This is a genomic window from Streptomyces sp. NPDC055506, from assembly GCF_053643595.1.
This window is the reverse complement of record NZ_JBSHKH010000152.1, coordinates 1-18232: the sequence shown is the minus strand read 5'-3', so window position 1 is coordinate 18232 and position 18232 is coordinate 1. Positions and strand designations below refer to the sequence as shown.

Genomic DNA, 18232 nt, shown 5'->3' with positions numbered 1-18232 from the left:
GTGTCGGGTGGCACACGGCGGACGGGCAACGTCTCGCGGGGGAGGACCGTCGTAACGAGCGGTGACGCGCCGGTCGGGGGGCCGGCGGAGCGACGGGCGGGGGAAGCGGAAGTGATACGGGTCGCGGTGGTGGACGACGAGCCTCTGGTGCGTGCCGGGCTGCGGGTGATCCTCGGTTCGGCGGAGGACATCACCGTGGTCGCCGACTGCGGGGGAGCGAGTGCCGTGGAGGCCGTGCGGAGCGGGCCGGTGGACGTCCTGCTGCTCGACATCCGGATGCCGGTCCTGGACGGGCCGGCCGTGCTCCGCGAGGTCGTCGGCCTGCCGAAGGCTCCGGCGGTGGCGATGCTGACCACCTTCGACGCCCGTGAGCACGTGGACGAGGCGTTGCGGCTGGGAGCGGCCGGGTTCCTGATGAAGAACACCGCTCCGGACCAACTGATCGAAGCGGTACGGGCGCTGGCCGCGGGCCGCAGGGTGCTGGCGCCCGAGGCGGTGGGGCAGGTGATCGACGGCTACCTGCTGGCCGGCCGTGACGAGGAGGCCGTACGGCAGGTACGGGCCCTCACCGACCGGGAGCGCGAGGTGCTCGCCCTGGTGGGAACGGGGCTCAGCAACCGTGCCATCGCGGGCCGGCTGCACCTGGCGCACTCCACGGTCAAGGACCATGTGAGCGCGGTGCTGGCGAAACTGGGCGGCCTCAACCGGGTGCAGGCGGCGGTGGTCGCCGACCGGGCGGACCTGGTCGAGGCGGGGTGGGGGTGAGGCGCCGATGCCTTCTCAGGTGCTGTCGGGCAACGCTCCCCTGGCCGGTGCCGTACGACGGACCGCTTCCCGCGCCCTCCCGGTCCTGGTCGCCCTCGTCGACGGGCTGGTGGTCAACGGCCTGACCGCCGGTCACGGGACGTGGCTGGCCCTCGTCGCCGCCGGCGCGCTGCTGCTGCGGCGACGGGCCCCCGAAGTGGCCGTGCTCGCCGGACTGCCGGGGCTGTATCTCGGGCACATCGCCTTCGCCCCGCTGATCGCGCTGTACTGCGTCGCCGTACGGCGCGATCGTCTCCTGGTCGCCGTGACGGGCGCGGCGGCGGTCGCGGTGGCGTGGTTCCTGCCCCACCCGGCGGTCGGCGTCTCCTCCCTCGTGCCCGACCGAGAGACCGCGCTGCTCGCCCTGGACTGCTGCGGACTGGCGGCGGGCGTGGTCGTACTCGGCCGGTCGGTACGGTCACGGCAGGAGCGCCTGCGGGAGGCGACGGCCCGGCGGGCCTGGGAGAACCAGGTTCTCACCGAGCGGGTGCTGACCACCGAGCGCAACCGGCTGGCCAGGGAGATGCACGACGTGGTCGCGCACAAGGTGAGCCTGATCAGTCTGCAGGCCGGCGCGCTGCAGGTGGGCCGGCCCGGGGACGCCGACGTACGGACGACGGCCCGGTCCATCCACGAACTCTCCGCGCAGACCCTCACCGAACTGCGGCACCTGGTAGGGGTGTTGCGCACGTCCGGAGGCACGGACACGCACGCCGCCCCCCGGGCCGGACTGGCCGGCATCACCGACCTGGTCCGCGACAGCGGCCTTCCGGCGGACCTCGACGTACCGACTCCCCCCGGCGTGGTGCCCGAAGCGGTCGAACGCGCCGCGTACCGCACGGTCCAGGAGGCACTGACCAACATCCGCAAGCACGCCCCGGGCGCCCGTGCCCGGATACGCGTCCACTTCGCGGCAGGCCTGCACGTCGAGGTGCACAACACGCCCCCTGCCCGGAACACCCCCCAACCGGCTCTCCCCGGGGGCGGCCACGGCCTGGTGGGCCTGCGAGAGCGCGCGCACCTCCTGTCCGGCACGTTCCACGCGGGCCCGACCCCGGACGGCGGCTTCGCCGTACGGGCGGTGTTTCCCGTGGGACGGGCGACGTCCGACGACCCGGAGAAGCCCGGGCCGCTCACCGGAGCAGCGCAGGCCCGCACGGCGACATGAACGCCGCCGCCTTGAAGCCTCTGCGCTGAACGGGGCCGTCACACCCCGCCGAACCCGCTTACGATGCGCGCAGCCGTACGACATCCCCCCGCCCACCGCCTCAGCCAGGAGCTCCGTACCCGTGTCGATACCCCCGCCCCCTGGGAACCCGCAGCCCCGGGACCCGTACGGCCGGCCTCCTGCCAACTGGCCTCGGGCGCACCGGCCGTACGGCACCCCGGTCTCCATCAACGCGCTCGCCGTGGCCGCTCTCGTACTCGGTGTGTTCTGCTTCCTGCCCGCGGCGGGGCTCGTCCTGGGACTGGTCGCGCTGTGGCAGATCCGGCGGTCCGGGCAGAGCGGGCGGGGCATGGCGATCGCCGGGGTGGTGCTGTCGTCCGTCGGAGCCGTGCTGTGGGGCGTGGTGCTGGTCACGGGCGCCGCGTCCGAGGTCTGGGCGAAGTTCGAGGACGGCGCGCAGGGCAACGAGAGCCTGTCGCTGCGCACGGGCGACTGCTTCGACGCGCCCGACGGCTTGGGGGGCGACGCCTACGACGTCGACCCGGTCTCCTGCGAAGCCGGGCACGACGGTGAGGTGTTCGGGGTCGTCACGCTGCCGGGCGGCACCTTCCCGGGCGACGGCAAGGTCACCGACATCGCCGACGAGAGGTGCTACGGGCTCCAGAGCCAGTACGCCATGGACTCCTGGGCCATGCCGGCCGACGTCGACGTGTACTACCTCATGCCGTCCCGGGAGACATGGCGCTACGGCGACCGCGCGATCATCTGCGTCTTCGGCAGCACCGACGCGAAGGCCCGGCTGACCGGCTCCCTGCGCGGCGACCCCACCACGCTCGACACCGACCAGGTCGTCTTCCTGTCCACGGCCAACGCCGTCGACACGGCGCTGTACGAGGAGCCGGAGAAGTCCCCCGAGGACGACCTCGCCGGAACCCGGGCCTGGGCCGCGCAGGTGCACGACGTGCTTGGCGAACAGATCGAGGCGCTGCGCGGCCACTCCTGGCCGTCGGCTGCGCGGCAGCCCGTCGCGGACCTGGTCGAGGAGATGGAGGACGCCCGCGAGGAGTGGTCGAAGGCGAGCGAGGCCGGTGACGTGGACACCTACTTCACGCACTACGAGAAGGCGTACGCGTACGTCGAGGGCCCGGAGACCGTCACCGCGCGCAAGGCCCTCGGGCTGGCCACCACCCCGCCGTCGTTCGACGACAGCGAGAGGGGGAACTCCGAACTCGAGGTGTGACGGCGGCTATAGCGGGGAGAAAGTGCCTGCGTAAAGCCCCCAGGGCTACCATGTCATCACATCGAGTGATTCTCTGGCCTTTGCTTGCACCGCACAACCTACGGTTGCCACGCTGTTGCTGTCTGTACAACCTGATGGGAGCGGCCAGTGACATTCGGTGAGCAGCCGGCGTATCTGCGCGTCGCGGGTGATCTCCGCCAGAAGATCGTCGAGGGTCAGCTGCCGCCGCACACCCGCCTCCCCTCCCAGGCCAGAATCCGCCAGGAGTACGGCGTCTCGGACACCGTCGCCCTGGAGGCCCGCAAGGTGCTCATGGCGGAAGGGCTGGTCGAGGGCCGCTCCGGTTCGGGGACGTATGTGCGCGAGCGGCCCGTGCCCCGGCGTGTCTCCCGCTCCGGATACCGCCCGCCCGGCGGGGCCACACCGTTCCGCCAGGAGCAGGCCGACGGGGAGGGGCGCGGCACCTGGGAGTCGAGCAGTGAGCAGTCCGAGGCGAGTGTCGCGGTCGCCGAGCGGCTGGACATCGAGCCGGGCGACCGGGTGATGTGCACGAAGTACCTCTTCCGCGAGGGCGGCGAGGCGATGATGCTCTCCACGTCCTGGGAGCCGCTCGCCGTGACGGGCCGTACGCCCGTGATGCTGCCGGAGGAGGGGCCGCTCGGCGGCATGGGCGTCGTCGAGCGCATGCGCGCGATCGAGGTGATCGTGGACAACGTCACCGAGGAGGTCGGCGCCCGTCCGGGGCTCGCCGAGGAACTGCTCGTCCTGGGTGGCGTCCCCGGTCATGTGGTCGTGGTCGTCCACCGCACGTTCTACGCCTCCGGCCGCCCGGTCGAGACGGCCGATGTGGTGATTCCGGCCGATCGGTACCGGGTCGCCTACCACCTTCCGGTCAAGTAGCGAACGCTCACATCCGTCCCGGGGCGCGCTCCTTGCGCGCCCCGCTCACACGATCACCGAGGCGGCCGTCGTCGAACGGGGCGGTCCGTATTCCCTGACCGGTCGTCGTCTTCGCAGGTCGACAGCGGTGTATGCGGTATGCCCGCGCTCGGGTGCCATGAGGCACTCAGACGGCGCGTTCATTGGCGCGCGCCCCCTGCGTTCTGGCTGGTTGCGTACCTCTTTGTGAAAACCCGTATTCGCTCCGTGAAGGTTAGGCGTAGGCTCGGGCATATGCGCATTGCGGTTTCCTTAGCGGGTGGGGCGCGGCACAGGCCGCGGGTGGGAAGTGGAGGGGCGCGATGAACGACAGCACGATCACTCTTCCCTGGCTCGTGATACGAGAGGACGACAACGGCAACCGCTACCGGGTGGGCCGGTACGCGACCCGCTCCGAGGCCCAGAAGATCGCGGACAGCCTCGACGGTCGCGGTCACAAACAGCTGTACTGGGTCGAGCGGCTGGGGCAGAACGGGGCGGCCGTGACGCACGACTGACCCCCCGGAGCCTGCGCCCGGAGCCGGAGTCTGAGTCTGAGTCGCTGTCCGGCCGCGCTCCCGTAGGCTCCCCGCATGAGTGAGCGGATCGTCGTCGTAGGTGCCGCGCTGGTCGACGACGGGCGGTTGTTGGCGGCCCGGCGCAGTGCGCCCGTCGAGCTGGCCGGGCGCTGGGAGTTGCCCGGTGGCAAGGTCGAGCCCGGGGAGACGGCCGACGCGGCGCTGGTGCGGGAACTGCGCGAGGAACTCGGCGTCGACGCCGAGGCCGGCCCGCGCGTCCCGGGGGAGTGGCCCCTGAAGTCGCCCTACGTCCTGCAGGTGTGGACCGCGCGACTGCGACCCGGCTCCGCCGCGCCCGAGCCCCTCGAGGACCACGACGCACTGCGCTGGCTCGGCCCGGGCGAGATCTGGGACGTGCACTGGCTCGACCAGGACGTCCCGGCCGTACGGCAGACCCTCGAGCATCTCGGAGCCACGGGAGGCCTCACCTCTTCAGGCCCCGGCGCGGAGGAAGTGCCCGGCGCCTGAGGCCATCCGGGGGCGTGCGGTGTCGGGCGGTTGCCGTACGGGCGCCCCCAGCGCCTTTCGTGCCACTGTGCGCTGCCCGCACGGTACTCCGCCCCAGATATCGGGTATGGGCCCATTAACCCCATGAAACCGGACATGGGCGGGCCTCCTGTCTGGGAAGTGATCGGCGTGACCGACACCGAAGGTGACCGCGCCGAGTGGACCTTTCCCGCCGAACCCGGCGCCGTGCGCACCGCCCGCCAGGTCGTCCGCCGCCAACTCCGCGGCTGGAACCTCGACAGCCTGGCCGACCTCGCGGCGTTGCTGGTCAGCGAGTTGGTCACCAACGCCCTGCGACACGCCACCGGACCCATCGGGGTCCGCCTGGTCCGCCCGTCCGACCTGGACGGCGTCCTGCGGGTCGAGGTCTCCGACCCGCTCCCGGACCCGCCCCGCGAACGCGCCGCCCGGCCCGAGGACGAGAGCGGCCGCGGACTTCAACTGGTGGCCTCCTCCTGCCGCCGCTGGGGCACCCGGCCCGGCGTCGCGGGCAAGACGGTGTGGTTCGAACTCACCGTGCCGGGGTGAAAAATCGGTGTACGTACGCCCTGTCACTGTCGAGCGATTGGTTCAGGCCAGTGGCGGTTGTCGGCAGACGTGATTCGACGACGTGTCCCCTGGTTAGAAGACTGGAAGTGTTGTCACGGTCCGGACCGAAAACCATCGGGACCGTGCTGTGATCGTGAACACCGTGTTGTGCGGCACCGTAGTGCTGGATACTGCGGGCAGCCGCCCCCGGTGACCGGTGCCGGACGCGGTGAGCTGGAGGGGACGGTTCGCGTGAGCGAGATACCAGCGAAGGCCACGGAGTCCGAGGACCCGTCGGAGGGCGCGAGGGCCAGGGCCGCGGACGGCCTGGCTTCCGCGGTGGGAGGTGCGCTCGCGGCCGACGGGGTACAGCCCGGGGACGCCATGTGGCAGAGCAGTCCCCCGGGATCCATCTACGACTACATCAAGGTCGCGTCCTTCTCCATCGGCCCCGACGGGCTGGTAGACCAGTGGAGCCTGCGCGCCGAGCACCTCTTCGGCATCTCCGCCGGGCGCGCCGTCGGCATGGACCCCATCGAGGCGTTCATCGACCCGCGTCATCGCGAGCGGGGCATGCGCAAGATGGCCGAGATCCTCGACGGCCGCGAGTGGACCGGCGTGGTGCCCTTCCGGATGCCCAAGGGCACCGAGGGCGAATGCGGTCATGAGGGGCTCGCCGAGGTGTACGTCATGCCGACGCGCACCGAGGAGGGCGAGAAGGCCGCCGTCTGCATCGTCGTCGACGTCCGCACCCTGCGCAGCATCGAGACCGACCTCGCCGCCTCGCAGGCCATTTTCAGTCAATCCCCGTTCGGTTTCCTGCTGATCGACTCCGACCTGCGGGTCCGCCGCGTCAACCAGCGGTTCGCCTCCATCTTCGGCGGCGAACCCGACGAGCATCGCGGCAAGGGTGTCCACGACTACCTCCAGCGCGGGGAGGCCGAACGGGTCGCCGCCACGCTGAGCCGGGTGCTGGAGACCGGCAGTTCCATCACCGACATGCACGTCACGGGTTTCGTGCCGGGCTCCGACGAGCGCCGCCACTGGTCCGTCAACCTCTACCGTGTGCACAGCGGTTCGGGCCGGCCCATCGGGGTCGCCTGGCTCGGGATCGACATCACCGCCCGCCGCGAGGCCGCCCGCGAGGCCGCCGCCGCCCGGCGCAACCTGGCTCTGCTGAACGAGGCCGGCGCCCGCATCGGCAACTCCCTCGACCTGGAGACCACGGCCAGGCAGCTCCTCGACGTCGTCGTGCCCGGCTTCTGCGACCTGGCCACCGTCGACCTCTATCAGGGCCTGCTGGCCGGCGACGAGACCCCGCCCGGGCTCGCCGACGGCAGCGCCGAGCTGCGCCGGGTGGCCTTCGCGAGTGCCGTCTCCGACGAGCCGTTCGCCGGCACCGGTGTGCCCGTCTCGGTCGGCGCCGTCCACCACTACCCGTTCAACTCGCCCTGCGCGGACGCCCTGCGCACGGCACGCCCCCAGTTCGTCCCCGGCGAGGACGGGGGGCTCGTGCAGTCCACGCTCGCCGTGCCGATGGTCGCCCACGACACCGTCGTCGGGCTTGTGCAGTTCGCCCGTACGAAGGGCAGCGAGCCGTTCGGCGACCGGGACCGCGATCTCGCCGTGGAGCTGGCGGCGCGCGCGGCCGTCTGCATCGACAACGCCCGCCTCTACCGGCGCGAGCACGAGCGCGCGTTGATACTGCAACGGTCCCTGCTCCCGCCCGGCGACCCGGAGGCCTCCGGCCTCGACATCGCCTGCCGCTATCTGCCCGGCAACGTCAACACCGGCCGGCCCAGCGAGGTCGGCGGCGACTGGTTCGACGTCATCGAACTCCCGGGGCACCGCACCGCGCTCGTCGTCGGCGACGTCATGGGCCGCGGCCTGCGCGCCGCCGTCGCCATGGGCGAACTCCGCACGGCCGTCCGGACCCTGGCGCAGCTCGACCTCGAACCGGCCGAGGTGCTCTCCCAGCTGGACGAGATCGCGCGCGGCCTCGGTGCCCCCGGGGGCGTCCAGCAGGCGACGAGGGCGGCCCGCCGTCCCCGCGAGGCGGACCTCTCGGAGGTGTACCTCGCCACCTGCGTCTACGCCGTCTACGACTCCGTCACCCGGCGCTGTACCTTCGCCAACGCGGGCCATCTGCCGCCCGTCCTGGTCGAACCGGGCGAGTCCGCCCTGATGCTCGACGTGCCGCCGGGCATGCCGCTCGGGGTCGGCGGCGAGCCCTTCGAGGAGGTCGAGGTCGAACTCCCCGAGGGCGCTCTGCTCGCGCTCTACACGGATGGACTGGTCGAAAGCCGCGACCACCCCCTGGACGAGGGCCTCCAGGCCTTCGTCAGCGCTCTCTCCGACCCTGCCCAGCCGCTGGAGGACGTCTGCGACCACGTCCTCAACACCCTCGACACCCACCACGGCGAGGACGACATCGCGTTGCTGATGGCACGTGTACAGGGCCTGCCGAACGAGTCCGTGGGCGACTGGACCCTGCCGCGTGAGCCGCGCAGTGTGGGCCGGGCCCGTGAGTACGCGCGTGCCCAGCTGATCAGCTGGGACATGGAAGCCCTCGTCGACACCACGGAGCTCCTGGTCAGCGAGCTGGTCACCAACGCCCTGCGCTACGGCGAGGGCGAGATCCGCCTCCGGCTGCTGCTCGACCGGACCCTGGTCTGCGAGGTCTGGGACTCCGGCCTGGTCCAGCCACGCCGCCGCCGGGCCCGCGACACCGACGAGGGCGGCCGCGGCCTGCAGCTGGTCGGCCTGCTCAGCGCCGCGTGGGGCTCCCGGCGCACGCCCCGGGGCAAGACGGTCTGGTTCGAACTCCCCCTGCCAGGCGGCGAAACGCGCCTGACGGACCCGGCGGAGGCGCTGCTGAGCCTGTTCTGAGAACGGCCCGCCGCCACCGTACGCTCACCCCATGCCGATACCCACCGCACGGCTCCGAGCGACGGCCACCCCGACGGCCCCCGCCCTGATCCTGCGCCCCTGGACCCCCGGCGACGCAGCGGGCCTGGCCGCGCTGGGCCGGGACGGCGCCCTGCGGCGCTGGACGTCCTTCGCCGTCGACGACGAGACGAGCGCCGCGCGGTGGCTGCGCGAGCAGCAGCAGGGCTGGGAGCAGGGCCGCCGCTACGCGTTCGCCGTCGAGGAGGTCCAGCCTTCCGGCGCGGACGGGCTGCCGGCGGGCCACGTCGTCCTCAAGGACATGACCCCCGGTGCCGCGTCCGCCGAGGTCGGCTACTGGACAGCGGCACACGCACGAGGCCGGGGCATCGCCCCTCGAGCCCTGCATGCCCTGACCGACTGGGCGTTCACGACCTTCGCGCCCGACGGCATGACCCGCCTGGAACTCGTGCACCAGGCGGACAACACGGCCTCCTGCCGCGTGGCGCAGAAGAGCCGCTACCCACTCACAGGCATCCGGCCGGCGCAGCCCCCCGACCATCCGTCGGAGGGCCATGTGCACGTCCGGCACCTGGCGGAGGACGCCGGCCGTCCCTCAGCCCGCTGAAGAGCGTCTCCTGATCTTCGAGCCCAGCCATACCAGTGGGTCGTACTTGCGGTCGGCCGCTCGTTCCTTCAGGGGGATCAGGGCGTTGTCCGTGATCTTGATGCCCTCGGGGCAGACCTCCGTGCAGCACTTGGTGATGTTGCAGTAGCCCAGGCCGTGTTCGTCCTGGGCGGTGGTCTTGCGGTCCAGGCCCGATTCCGCCGCCGCGTCCAGCGGGTGCATGTCCAGTTCCGCCACCCGCATCAGGAACCGGGGGCCCGCGAACGCCTGCTTGTTCTCCTCGTGGTCGCGGACCACATGGCAGGTGTCCTGGCAGAGGAAGCACTCGATGCACTTGCGGAACTCCTGCGAGCGGTCGACGTCCTCCTGCATCATGCGGTACTCGCCGGGCGCGACCCCGGCCGGCGGTACGAAGGCCGGGACCTCCCTGGCCTTCGTGTAGTTGAAGCCGACGTCGGTGACCAGGTCGCGGACGACCGGGAACGCCCGCAGCGGCGTCACCGTGATCGTCTCCTCCCGGTCGAAGACCGACATGCGGGTCATGCACATCAGCCGCGGCCGGCCGTTGATCTCCGCCGAGCAGGAACCGCACTTGCCCGCCTTGCAGTTCCAGCGCACGGCGAGATCGGGGGCCTGGGTGGCCTGGAGACGGTGGATGATGTCGAGGACCACCTCGCCCTCGTTCACCTCGACCTTGAAGTCCTCCAGGCCGCCGCCCCCGGTATCGCCCCGCCACACCTTGAAGCGGGCCTCGTAGCCGCTCACTCGTACAGCTCCTCTTCGGCCAGGTACTTCACCAGCTCCTCCTTGTCGAACAGGGCGAGCAGGTCCGCACGGACGGGTTCGGTGGTCTCGCTGCTGAGGGTGATCTGGCCGCGGACCGGATCCGCCGCCAGCCCGCCCGTCGGGTCGGTGAGCGCGCACAGCAGATTGATACGGCGCCACTTGCGGTCCATCCCCGGATAGTCCTCACGGGTGTGCCCGCCGCGCGACTCGGTGCGCTCCAGCGCGGCCCGCGCCACGCACTCGCTGACCAGCAGCATGTTCCTGAGGTCCAGGGCGAGGTGCCAGCCCGGATTGAACTGCCGGTGCCCCTCCACCCCGGCCCGGCGCGCCCGTACCCGCAGCTCGGCCAGCTTCTCCAGGGCCTGCCTCATCTCCGGCTCGCGGCGGATGATGCCGACCAGGTCGTTCATCGTCTGCTGGAGTTCCTGGTGCAGGGTGTACGGGTTCTCCGGCGGACCCCCGGCGGGCTCCTCGATCTCGGCCTCCGCCGAGAAGGGCCGCAGGGCCTCCGCGGCGGCGGCATCGATCTGGGCGTCGTCCACGACGGGCCGCGACCCGGCCGGCCCGGCCGCGTACTCGGCCGCGTGCCAGCCCGCCCGGCGCCCGAACACCAGCAGGTCGGACAGCGAGTTGCCGCCGAGCCGGTTGGAGCCGTGCATACCGCCGGCCACCTCACCGGCCGCGAACAGCCCCGGCACCCCGCGGGCCGCCGCCGTGTCGGACTCGACCGCGACCCCGCCCATCACGTAGTGACAGGTGGGGCCGACCTCCATCGCCTCCGCCGTGATGTCGACGTCCGCCAGTTCCTTGAACTGGTGGTACATCGACGGCAGCCGGCGCCTGATGACCTCGGCGGGCATACGCGTCGACACATCGAGGAACACGCCCCCGTGCGGCGAGCCGCGCCCCTCCTTCACCTCGGCGTTGATCGCCCGCGCGACCTCGTCGCGGGGGAGCAGCTCGGGGGGACGCCGGTTGTTGTCCGGGTCGTCGTACCAGCGGTCGCCCTCGTCCTCCGACTCGGCGTACTTGTCCTTGAAGACGTCGGGGATGTAGTCGAACATGAACCGCTTGCCGTCGGAGTTGCGCAGCACACCGCCGTCGCCGCGCACCGACTCGGTGACCAGGATGCCCTTCACCGACGGCGGCCAGACCATGCCGGTCGGATGGAACTGCACGAACTCCATGTTCAGCAGGGGAGCGCCCGCGAGCAGGGCCAGCGCGTGTCCGTCGCCGGTGTACTCCCACGAGTTCGACGTCACCTTGAAGGACTTGCCGATACCGCCAGTCGCGATCACTACGGCGGGTGCCTCCAGGACGAAGAAACGGCCCGACTCGCGCTCGTAGGCGAAGACCCCCGAGACCCGGCCGCCCTCCTTCAGCACGCGCGTGACCGTGCACTCCTGGAAGACCTTCAGCCGGGACTCGTAGTCGCCGGTCTCCTTGAAGTCCTCCTGCTGCAGCGCGACGATCTTCTGCTGGAGCGTGCGGATCAGCTCCAGGCCCGTGCGGTCGCCGACATGGGCGAGGCGCGGGTACTCGTGGCCGCCGAAGTTGCGCTGGGAGATCCGGCCGTCCTTGGTGCGGTCGAACAGCGCGCCCCAGGTCTCCAGCTCCCACACCCGCTGCGGCGCCTCCTGCGCGTGCAGCTCGGCCATCCGCCACTGGTTGAGGAACTTGCCGCCGCGCATGGTGTCGCGGAAGTGGGTCTGCCAGGTGTCGTTCTCGTTGGCGTTGGCCATCGCCGCGGCGATGCCGCCCTCGGCCATCACGGTGTGCGCCTTGCCGAACAGCGACTTGCAGATCACGGCCGTACGGGCGCCCCGCTCGCGGGCCTCGATGGCGGCGCGCAGCCCGGCACCGCCCGCGCCCACCACGACGACGTCCCATTCCTGCCGGTCGACCACGGACATCAGTACGCACCCCTCATCAGAAGAACCGCGGATCGTCGAAGGCGCCGGACGCGACCAGGTAGACGTAGAAGTCGGCGAGCGCCACGCTCACCAGCGACGCCCAGGCGAGCTGCATGTGCCGGGCGTTGAGCTTCCCGGCCCACTGCCACATCCGGTAGCGCACGGGATGCCTGGAGAAGTGCTTGAGCTTGCCGCCGACGATGTGTCGGCACGAGTGGCAGGAGATCGTGTACGCCCAGATCAGCACGATGTTGACCAGGAACACCAGCGTGCCGAGGCCCATGTGGCCCCACGCGTAGTTCTCGTCGCGGAAGGCGAGCACGGTGTCGTACGTGAGGATCCCGGCGACGACGAGCGCGGCGTAGAAGAAGTACCGGTGGATGTTCTGCAGCACCAGCGGGAAGCGGGTCTCACCGGTGTACTTCTTGTGCGGCTCGGCCACCGCGCAGGCCGGCGGGGACGCCCAGAAGCCCCGGTAGTAGGCCTTGCGGTAGTAGTAGCAGGTCAGCCGGAAGCCGAGCGGGAAGATCAGGATGATGATGGCGGGCGAGATGCCCCACCAGCTGCCGAAGATCTCCCAGTTCGGGCCGGCCTTCATCGGCTCGCACCGCTCCGCCAGGCACGGGGAGTAGAAGGGCGAGACGTACGGTGCCGCGTAGTAGTGGGCGTCGGCGAAGGCCCGCCAGGTCGAGTAGACGATGAAGGCCAGCAGGCCGGCGGCCGTGCCGGCCGGCGCCAGCCACCAGCGGTCGGTGCGCAGGTGCGGGGCGGTGATCGCGGCGCGCGTACCCGCCCGTACACCGCCGCTTCTGGGTTGGGGTTCGGTGGCGGGGGGTTCCGTACCAGTGGCCACGTGACGACTCCGGTCGGGTTCGGGGGAGGTGCCGGTCGTACCACTCCTGACCGGTCAGGGAGCGCGCCGGTCCCGGGCGCCGAGCCCCTCGTCGTCCGAGTCGCGCCACAGGGCGGAGTCGTACGGCGCGTCCGAGATGGTGACGAGCTCGGGGCGCTTCGGTGCGGCCGGCGAGGCGGCGGCGTCGCGCAGCAGAGCGACGCTCTCACGCAGGTGGTTGGCGTCGGCACGGACGCGGCGCATCTCCAGGCCGCCGGTGCCGAGCTGCTTCTCCAGGCGCCCCACCGACCGGAGCAGGTCGTCGAGGCTGCGCTGGACTGACGTCAGTTCGTCGTGAACGGACATGACTTGCCCTCACTTCCGCGGGTCCTTCGAGGCCCAAGGCGGCAACGTTCATGCGCCTGCGAGTGTTGCGCGTCACACCTTGTGCTGTGAAGGGATGTGCATCGATTGGCCGAGGCGCATGGGTGCGCCGTGCCGTCTATTGCTCCGCACGGGTGACTCTCCGCCGGTTCTCCGACGGTGACCGTCGTGTCGCCCTGTGTTGCCGAACCCTTTCCTCTTCAGTGGGCCGCATACATCAGATGAAATCCAAATACCGCCAAAAGTGATCATAACGCCCGCGGCTTTCCGGAGGTAGCACAGATGTCCCAGCACGGCGTCGGCCCGCGTGCGGTCTCGCGCTCGGTCGCCTTCCTCCTCACCGCGGGAGTGCTCGCGGTGCCCGCGCTCGCCGGATGCGGCTCCGAGGACCCGGCGGGCAAGCCGCTCGCCGGGCAGGACATCCAGCCCGCCGCCCGCGACCGGATCGCCGACGGCGGCACCCTGCGCTGGGCCGTCGACTCCGTGCCCGACACCCTGAACACCTTCCAGTCGGACGCCGACGCCACCACCACCCGGGTGGCCCAGGCCGTCCTGCCGTCGATGTTCCGGATGAACGCCGACGGCCGCCCGGAGCGCAACCCCGCCTACCTGGAGTCCGCCAAGGTCGTCGAGACGGAGCCCAAGCAGGTCGTCCTGTACAAGCTCGACCAGCAGGCCGTCTGGAGCGACGGCCGGGAGATCGGCGCCGCCGACTTCGCCGCCCAGTGGCGCGCCCTGTCCGGCAAGGACACCGCCTACTGGACCGCCCGCAACGCCGGCTACGACCGCATCCAGAAGATCGAGCGCGGGGAGAACGCCCTGGAGGTCCGGGTCACCTTCAGCCGCCCCTACGCCGACTGGCGCTCACTGTTCTCGCCGCTGTATCCGAAGGACGTCATGGGCACGCCGGACTCCTTCAACGACGGGGCGCGCAAGAAGCTCAAGGTCACGGCGGGCCCCTTCCTGGTGAAGAAGCTCAGCCGCAAGAACGAGGAGATCACCCTCACCCGCAATCCGCGCTGGTGGGGCCCGCCGGCCAAGCTCTCCGAGATCGTGCTGCGCACGGTGTCGCGCGACAAGCGGGCCAAAGAGCTGGCCGCCGGCACCGTCGACCTGGCCGAGATCGCCCCCTCCGAGGCCCGCCGCATCACCGTCGCCGCCCGCCCACAGGGCTCCAGCAGCCCGGTCATGGGCCCCGAGGCCGACCAGAAGCCGCGCACGCGCAAGGCGGCCGCCACGTACGCCCGGCAGCAGCAGGCCCTGCGCGGCTTCGAAGTGCGCAAGTCCCTGGAGCCGGCCTTCACCCAGCTCGCCCTGAACGGGGCCGAGGGGCCGCTCGCCGACGAGCGCGTCCGCAGGGCCGTCGCCCGCGCCCTGGACCGCAAGGAACTGGCCAAGGCGGTGCTGAAGCCCCTCGGACTGCCCGCCGTACCGGTCGGCAGCCACCTCGCGCTGTCCGGGCAGGCCGCCTACGCCGACAACAGCGGCGCCCTCGGCGGCCAGGACACCAAGGAGGCCCAGGCGCTGCTCGCGGACGCCGGCTGGGTACGGGGCGGCCCGATCAAGGAAGAGAAGAAGAAGGGGGAGAAGGCGGCCGGAGCCGAGGGCGAGAAGGCCGGCAAGTCCTCCGAGGACGAGTCCCGCGACGACGACGGCGAATACATCGTCGGCTCGGACGACAAGGCGCACCGCGAGCAGGACCCGAGCCACCTCGCCCAGGACGGCAAGCAGTACAAACAGCCGCACCAGGGCGGCGCCCCCGGCGCGTACGCCCCCATGGGCACCGCCGCCCCGGCCGGCCGCGAGGCCGCCCCGCTCGCGAAGAACGGCAAGCCGCTCACCCTCCGCTTCGTGCTCCCCTCCGGGCCCGGCTCCCAGACGCTGCGCACGGTGGCCGACCGCATCGCCCGCATGCTGGAGCGCGTCGGCATCGGCACGGAGATCTCCAAGGTCTCCGACGAGTCCTACTTCAAGGACCACATCGCGTCCGGCCAGTACGACCTCGCCCTCTACTCCTGGCCCGCCTCCGCGTTCCCCGCCACCGACGCCCGGCCCGTCTACGCCAAGCCGGTCCCGGCCGCCGACGGTTCGCTGAACGTCGAGCAGAACTACACCCGCGTCGGCACCGACCAGGTCGACCAGCTCTTCGACCAGGCCGTGGCCACCCTCGACGAGGGCGAGTCCCGCTCCCTGATCCGCAAGGCGGACTCCCGCATCTGGGCGGCGGCCGGCTCGATCCCCCTCTTCCAGCGCCCCCAGCTCGTCGCCGCCCGCAAGAACCTGGTCAACACCGGTGCCTTCGGCTTCGGCACGCCGGTATACGAGGACATGGGCTTCCTGAAGAAGGGCGCGAAGCCGGCCGCGGGCCCCTCGGCGAAGGGCTCGGCCACTCCGTAGCTCTGGGAACGCTCAAACGCCTTGCCGCCCCCGCCCGGCGTCCGCACCATGAGGAGCAGTGATCATGGTGCGGGCGCCGGGCGTCCGTACCCGGGGGACGGGAGCCGGCGGATGCGCGGCATGGTGGGGCGGGCCCGCACGGCCGGGCTTGTCATCGGGGTACTGGTGACGGGGCTGACGGGCTGCACGGGAGACTCGGGTGACGGCAAGGCCGAGGCCTGCGCGGACGGTACGTACGCCTGGTCCGGCGTCCGGCGGGAGCAGCGGCTGACCGCCCTGTCCGACCCGATCAGGTTCAAGAAGAAGACCGGCACCTACACGTCCCGCCTCGAGGCCGTCGGCGATCGGGCGTACCGACCCTCGGTGACCGGTACGCCAGAGGGCGCCGACGCGGCCGGTGTGATCAAGGCCCTGGGCAGGCACCTGAAGGTCACGGAACCGCTCGCGGGCCCGTCCGACACGGAGCGGCCGGCGGAGGACCACTTCTTCGAGTCGGCGACCGGCGACCATCAGGGCGACTACTACGCGTGGGCGGCGATCGACCTGGTCGAGGCCGACTTCACCCACACGTGCGGGGACGGCGAGCCGGCCAAGGGGCATGTCCGGACCTGGGAAGGGACCGGCGCCGGCTTCCTGCCCTGTTCCATGCCCTCGGACGAAACGGCCGGCCGGCTCGCCGCCGAGCGGACCTGTCCCGCCGGATCCGAGGCCGCGGAGGAGGCCTGACCTGCACTGACGTAGCCCGGCTAAGCCCAACGGCCGAGCACCCGTACCATGGGGTGAGGCCGTGGCATGTTGAGCCCGGCAGGGTCCGCGCACCGCAGACGTCCGCGCAGGGCCTTCCTCACACTCCGGGAGTACGCCTTCTTATGGCCACGCGCCACGACATCCGCAACGTCGCCATCGTCGCCCACGTCGACCACGGCAAGACCACCATCGTCGACGGCATGCTGAAGCAGGCCGGCGCCTTCGCCGCGCACCAGCTCGAAGGCGTCGACGACCGCATGATGGACTCGAACGACCTGGAGCGTGAGAAGGGCATCACGATCCTGGCCAAGAACACGGCGGTGAAGTACCACCCGAAGGACGGGGGGGACGTCATCACCATCAACATCATCGACACCCCCGGTCACGCCGACTTCGGCGGTGAGGTCGAGCGCGGTCTGTCGATGGTCGACGGTGTCGTCCTGCTCGTGGACGCCTCCGAGGGTCCGCTGCCGCAGACCCGCTTCGTGCTGCGCAAGGCGCTGCAGCAGCGCCTGCCCGTCATCCTGTGCATCAACAAGACGGACCGCCCGGACTCCCGGATCGACGAGGTCGTCAACGAGACCTACGACCTCTTCCTCGACCTGGACGCCGACGAGGAGCAGATCGAGTTCCCGATCGTCTACGCCTGCGGCCGCGACGGCATCGCCTCGCTGACCAAGCCGGACAACGGCACGGTCCCGGCCGACTCCACCAGCCTGGAGCCGTTCTTCTCCACGATCCTGGAGCACATCCCGGCGCCGACCTACGACGAGGCCGCCCCGCTCCAGGCCCACGTCACCAACCTGGACGCCGACAACTTCCTCGGCCGTATCGCGCTCCTCCGCGTCGAGCAGGGCGAGCTGCGCAAGGGCCAGACGGTCGCGTGGATGAAGCGCGACGGGTCCGTCAGCAACGTCCGCATCACCGAGCTGATGATGACCGAGGCGCTCACCCGCAAGCCGGCCGAGATGGCAGGACCCGGGGACATCTGCGCGGTCGCCGGTATCCCGGACATCATGATCGGCGAGACCCTGGCCGACCCGGAGAACCCGGTCGCACTGCCGCTGATCACGGTCGACCAGCCCGCGATCTCCATGGTCATCGGCACCAACACCTCCCCGCTGGTCGGCCGTGGTGCCACCGGCAAGGGCGCCGACAACAAGGGCACCGTCAAGGACCGCAAGGTCACCGCCCGCCAGGTGAAGGACCGCCTCGACCGCGAGCTGATCGGTAACGTCAGCCTCCGGGTGCTGGACACCGAGCGGCCGGACGCCTGGGAGGTCCAGGGCCGTGGTGAGCTGGCCCTCGCGATCCTCGTCGAGACCATGCGCCGGGAAGGCTTCGAGCTGACCATCGGCAAGCCGCAGGTCGTCACCAAGGAGATCGACGGCAAGACGCACGAGCCCGTCGAGCGCATGACGATCGACGTGCCCGAGGAGCACATGGGGGCGGTCACGCAGCTCATGGGCGTGCGCAAGGGCCGCATGGACAACATGTCCAACCACGGCTCCGGCTGGGTCCGCATGGAGTTCGTCGTGCCGTCGCGCGGTCTGATCGGTTTCCGTACGGAGTTCCTGACCCAGACCCGCGGCACGGGCATCGGCCACTCCATCCACGAGGGCTTCGAGCCCTGGTTCGGCGCGCTCCAGACCCGTAACAACGGTTCCCTGGTCGCCGACCGCGCCGGTGCGGTCACCGCGTTCGCGATGACCAACCTCCAGGAGCGCGGCGTGCTGTTCACCGAGCCGGGCACCGAGGTGTACGAAGGCATGATCGTCGGCGAGAACTCCCGCGCCGACGACATGGACGTCAACATCACCAAGGAGAAGAAGCTCACCAACATGCGGTCCTCCTCGGCCGACTCGTTCGAGGCGATCGTCCCGCCGCGCAAGCTGTCGCTGGAGCAGTCCCTGGAG

16 protein-coding genes are annotated in these 18232 nt (G+C 71.1%); 12 read left to right on the top strand and 4 right to left on the bottom strand.

Annotated elements, in window-relative coordinates:
- The 9 genes from ACWIF2_RS35660 to ACWIF2_RS35620 all read left to right on the top strand — a co-directional run.
- Positions 1 to 765: response regulator (locus tag ACWIF2_RS35660; RefSeq protein ID WP_454365171.1), on the top strand; the 765-nt coding region annotated here is incomplete at its 5' end.
- A gap of 7 nt (positions 766 to 772) precedes the next feature.
- Entirely contained in the window at positions 773 to 1972 is a 1200-nt protein-coding gene (locus ACWIF2_RS35655) for a sensor histidine kinase (protein WP_454365169.1), read from the top strand.
- A gap of 121 nt (positions 1973 to 2093) precedes the next feature.
- Positions 2094 to 3212 (top strand): septum formation family protein, encoded by a 1119-nt coding sequence (locus ACWIF2_RS35650; protein WP_454365167.1) that lies wholly within the window; start codon positions 2094 to 2096, stop codon positions 3210 to 3212.
- Positions 3213 to 3359: 147 nt separating this feature from the next.
- Entirely contained in the window at positions 3360 to 4112 is a 753-nt protein-coding gene (locus tag ACWIF2_RS35645) for a GntR family transcriptional regulator (protein WP_454365165.1), read from the top strand.
- A 341-nt stretch (positions 4113 to 4453) separates the two neighbouring features.
- The gene (locus ACWIF2_RS35640) at positions 4454 to 4648 is read left to right on the top strand and encodes an SPOR domain-containing protein (RefSeq protein ID WP_454365163.1); all 195 of its coding nucleotides are present in this window, start codon (positions 4454 to 4456) and stop codon (positions 4646 to 4648) included.
- A 75-nt stretch (positions 4649 to 4723) separates the two neighbouring features.
- Positions 4724 to 5176 carry a (deoxy)nucleoside triphosphate pyrophosphohydrolase gene (locus ACWIF2_RS35635; protein ID WP_454365161.1) on the top strand — a complete coding sequence of 151 codons (453 nt, stop codon included), beginning with the start codon at positions 4724 to 4726 and terminating at the stop codon, positions 5174 to 5176.
- Positions 5177 to 5299: 123 nt separating this feature from the next.
- Positions 5300 to 5743, top strand: a complete 444-nt coding sequence (locus tag ACWIF2_RS35630; RefSeq protein ID WP_454365159.1) for an ATP-binding protein — start codon at positions 5300 to 5302, stop codon at positions 5741 to 5743.
- A gap of 252 nt (positions 5744 to 5995) precedes the next feature.
- Positions 5996 to 8632, top strand: a complete 2637-nt coding sequence (locus tag ACWIF2_RS35625; protein ID WP_454365157.1) for a SpoIIE family protein phosphatase — start codon at positions 5996 to 5998, stop codon at positions 8630 to 8632.
- A 31-nt stretch (positions 8633 to 8663) separates the two neighbouring features.
- Positions 8664 to 9257, top strand: coding sequence for a GNAT family N-acetyltransferase (locus ACWIF2_RS35620; protein ID WP_454365155.1), 594 nt, complete (start codon positions 8664 to 8666; stop codon positions 9255 to 9257).
- Here the strand turns inward: ACWIF2_RS35620 and ACWIF2_RS35615 are convergent.
- The 4 genes from ACWIF2_RS35615 to ACWIF2_RS35600 are packed head-to-tail and all read right to left on the bottom strand — an operon-like array spanning position 9246 to position 13154.
- A complete protein-coding gene (locus ACWIF2_RS35615; RefSeq protein ID WP_454365153.1) occupies positions 9246 to 10022 on the bottom strand; it encodes a succinate dehydrogenase/fumarate reductase iron-sulfur subunit in 777 nt (258 codons plus the stop codon). The two genes, ACWIF2_RS35620 and ACWIF2_RS35615, sit on opposite strands and share 12 nt — an antisense overlap.
- On the bottom strand, positions 10019 to 11956 hold the full coding sequence (locus ACWIF2_RS35610; protein ID WP_454365151.1) for a fumarate reductase/succinate dehydrogenase flavoprotein subunit: 1938 nt from the start codon (positions 11954 to 11956) through the stop codon (positions 10019 to 10021). The genes ACWIF2_RS35615 and ACWIF2_RS35610 overlap by 4 nt, the downstream gene beginning before the upstream one ends.
- Positions 11957 to 11972: 16 nt before the next feature.
- Entirely contained in the window at positions 11973 to 12809 is an 837-nt protein-coding gene (locus ACWIF2_RS35605) for a hypothetical protein (protein WP_454365150.1), read from the bottom strand.
- A 54-nt stretch (positions 12810 to 12863) separates the two neighbouring features.
- Positions 12864 to 13154, bottom strand: a complete 291-nt coding sequence (locus ACWIF2_RS35600) for a hypothetical protein (protein WP_189723040.1) — start codon at positions 13152 to 13154, stop codon at positions 12864 to 12866.
- Positions 13155 to 13454: 300 nt separating this feature from the next.
- Between ACWIF2_RS35600 and ACWIF2_RS35595 the strand changes: the two genes are divergently transcribed.
- The 3 genes from ACWIF2_RS35595 to typA form a co-directional block, all read left to right on the top strand.
- Positions 13455 to 15569 (top strand): ABC transporter family substrate-binding protein, encoded by a 2115-nt coding sequence (locus ACWIF2_RS35595; protein WP_454365148.1) that lies wholly within the window; start codon positions 13455 to 13457, stop codon positions 15567 to 15569.
- Between the two features lie 111 nt (positions 15570 to 15680).
- Positions 15681 to 16295, top strand: a complete 615-nt coding sequence (locus ACWIF2_RS35590; protein ID WP_454365146.1) for a hypothetical protein — start codon at positions 15681 to 15683, stop codon at positions 16293 to 16295.
- 143 nt (positions 16296 to 16438) lie between these two features.
- On the top strand, positions 16439 to 18232 hold a 1794-nt coding region (typA, locus tag ACWIF2_RS35585; protein ID WP_454365144.1), incomplete at its 3' end, for a translational GTPase TypA.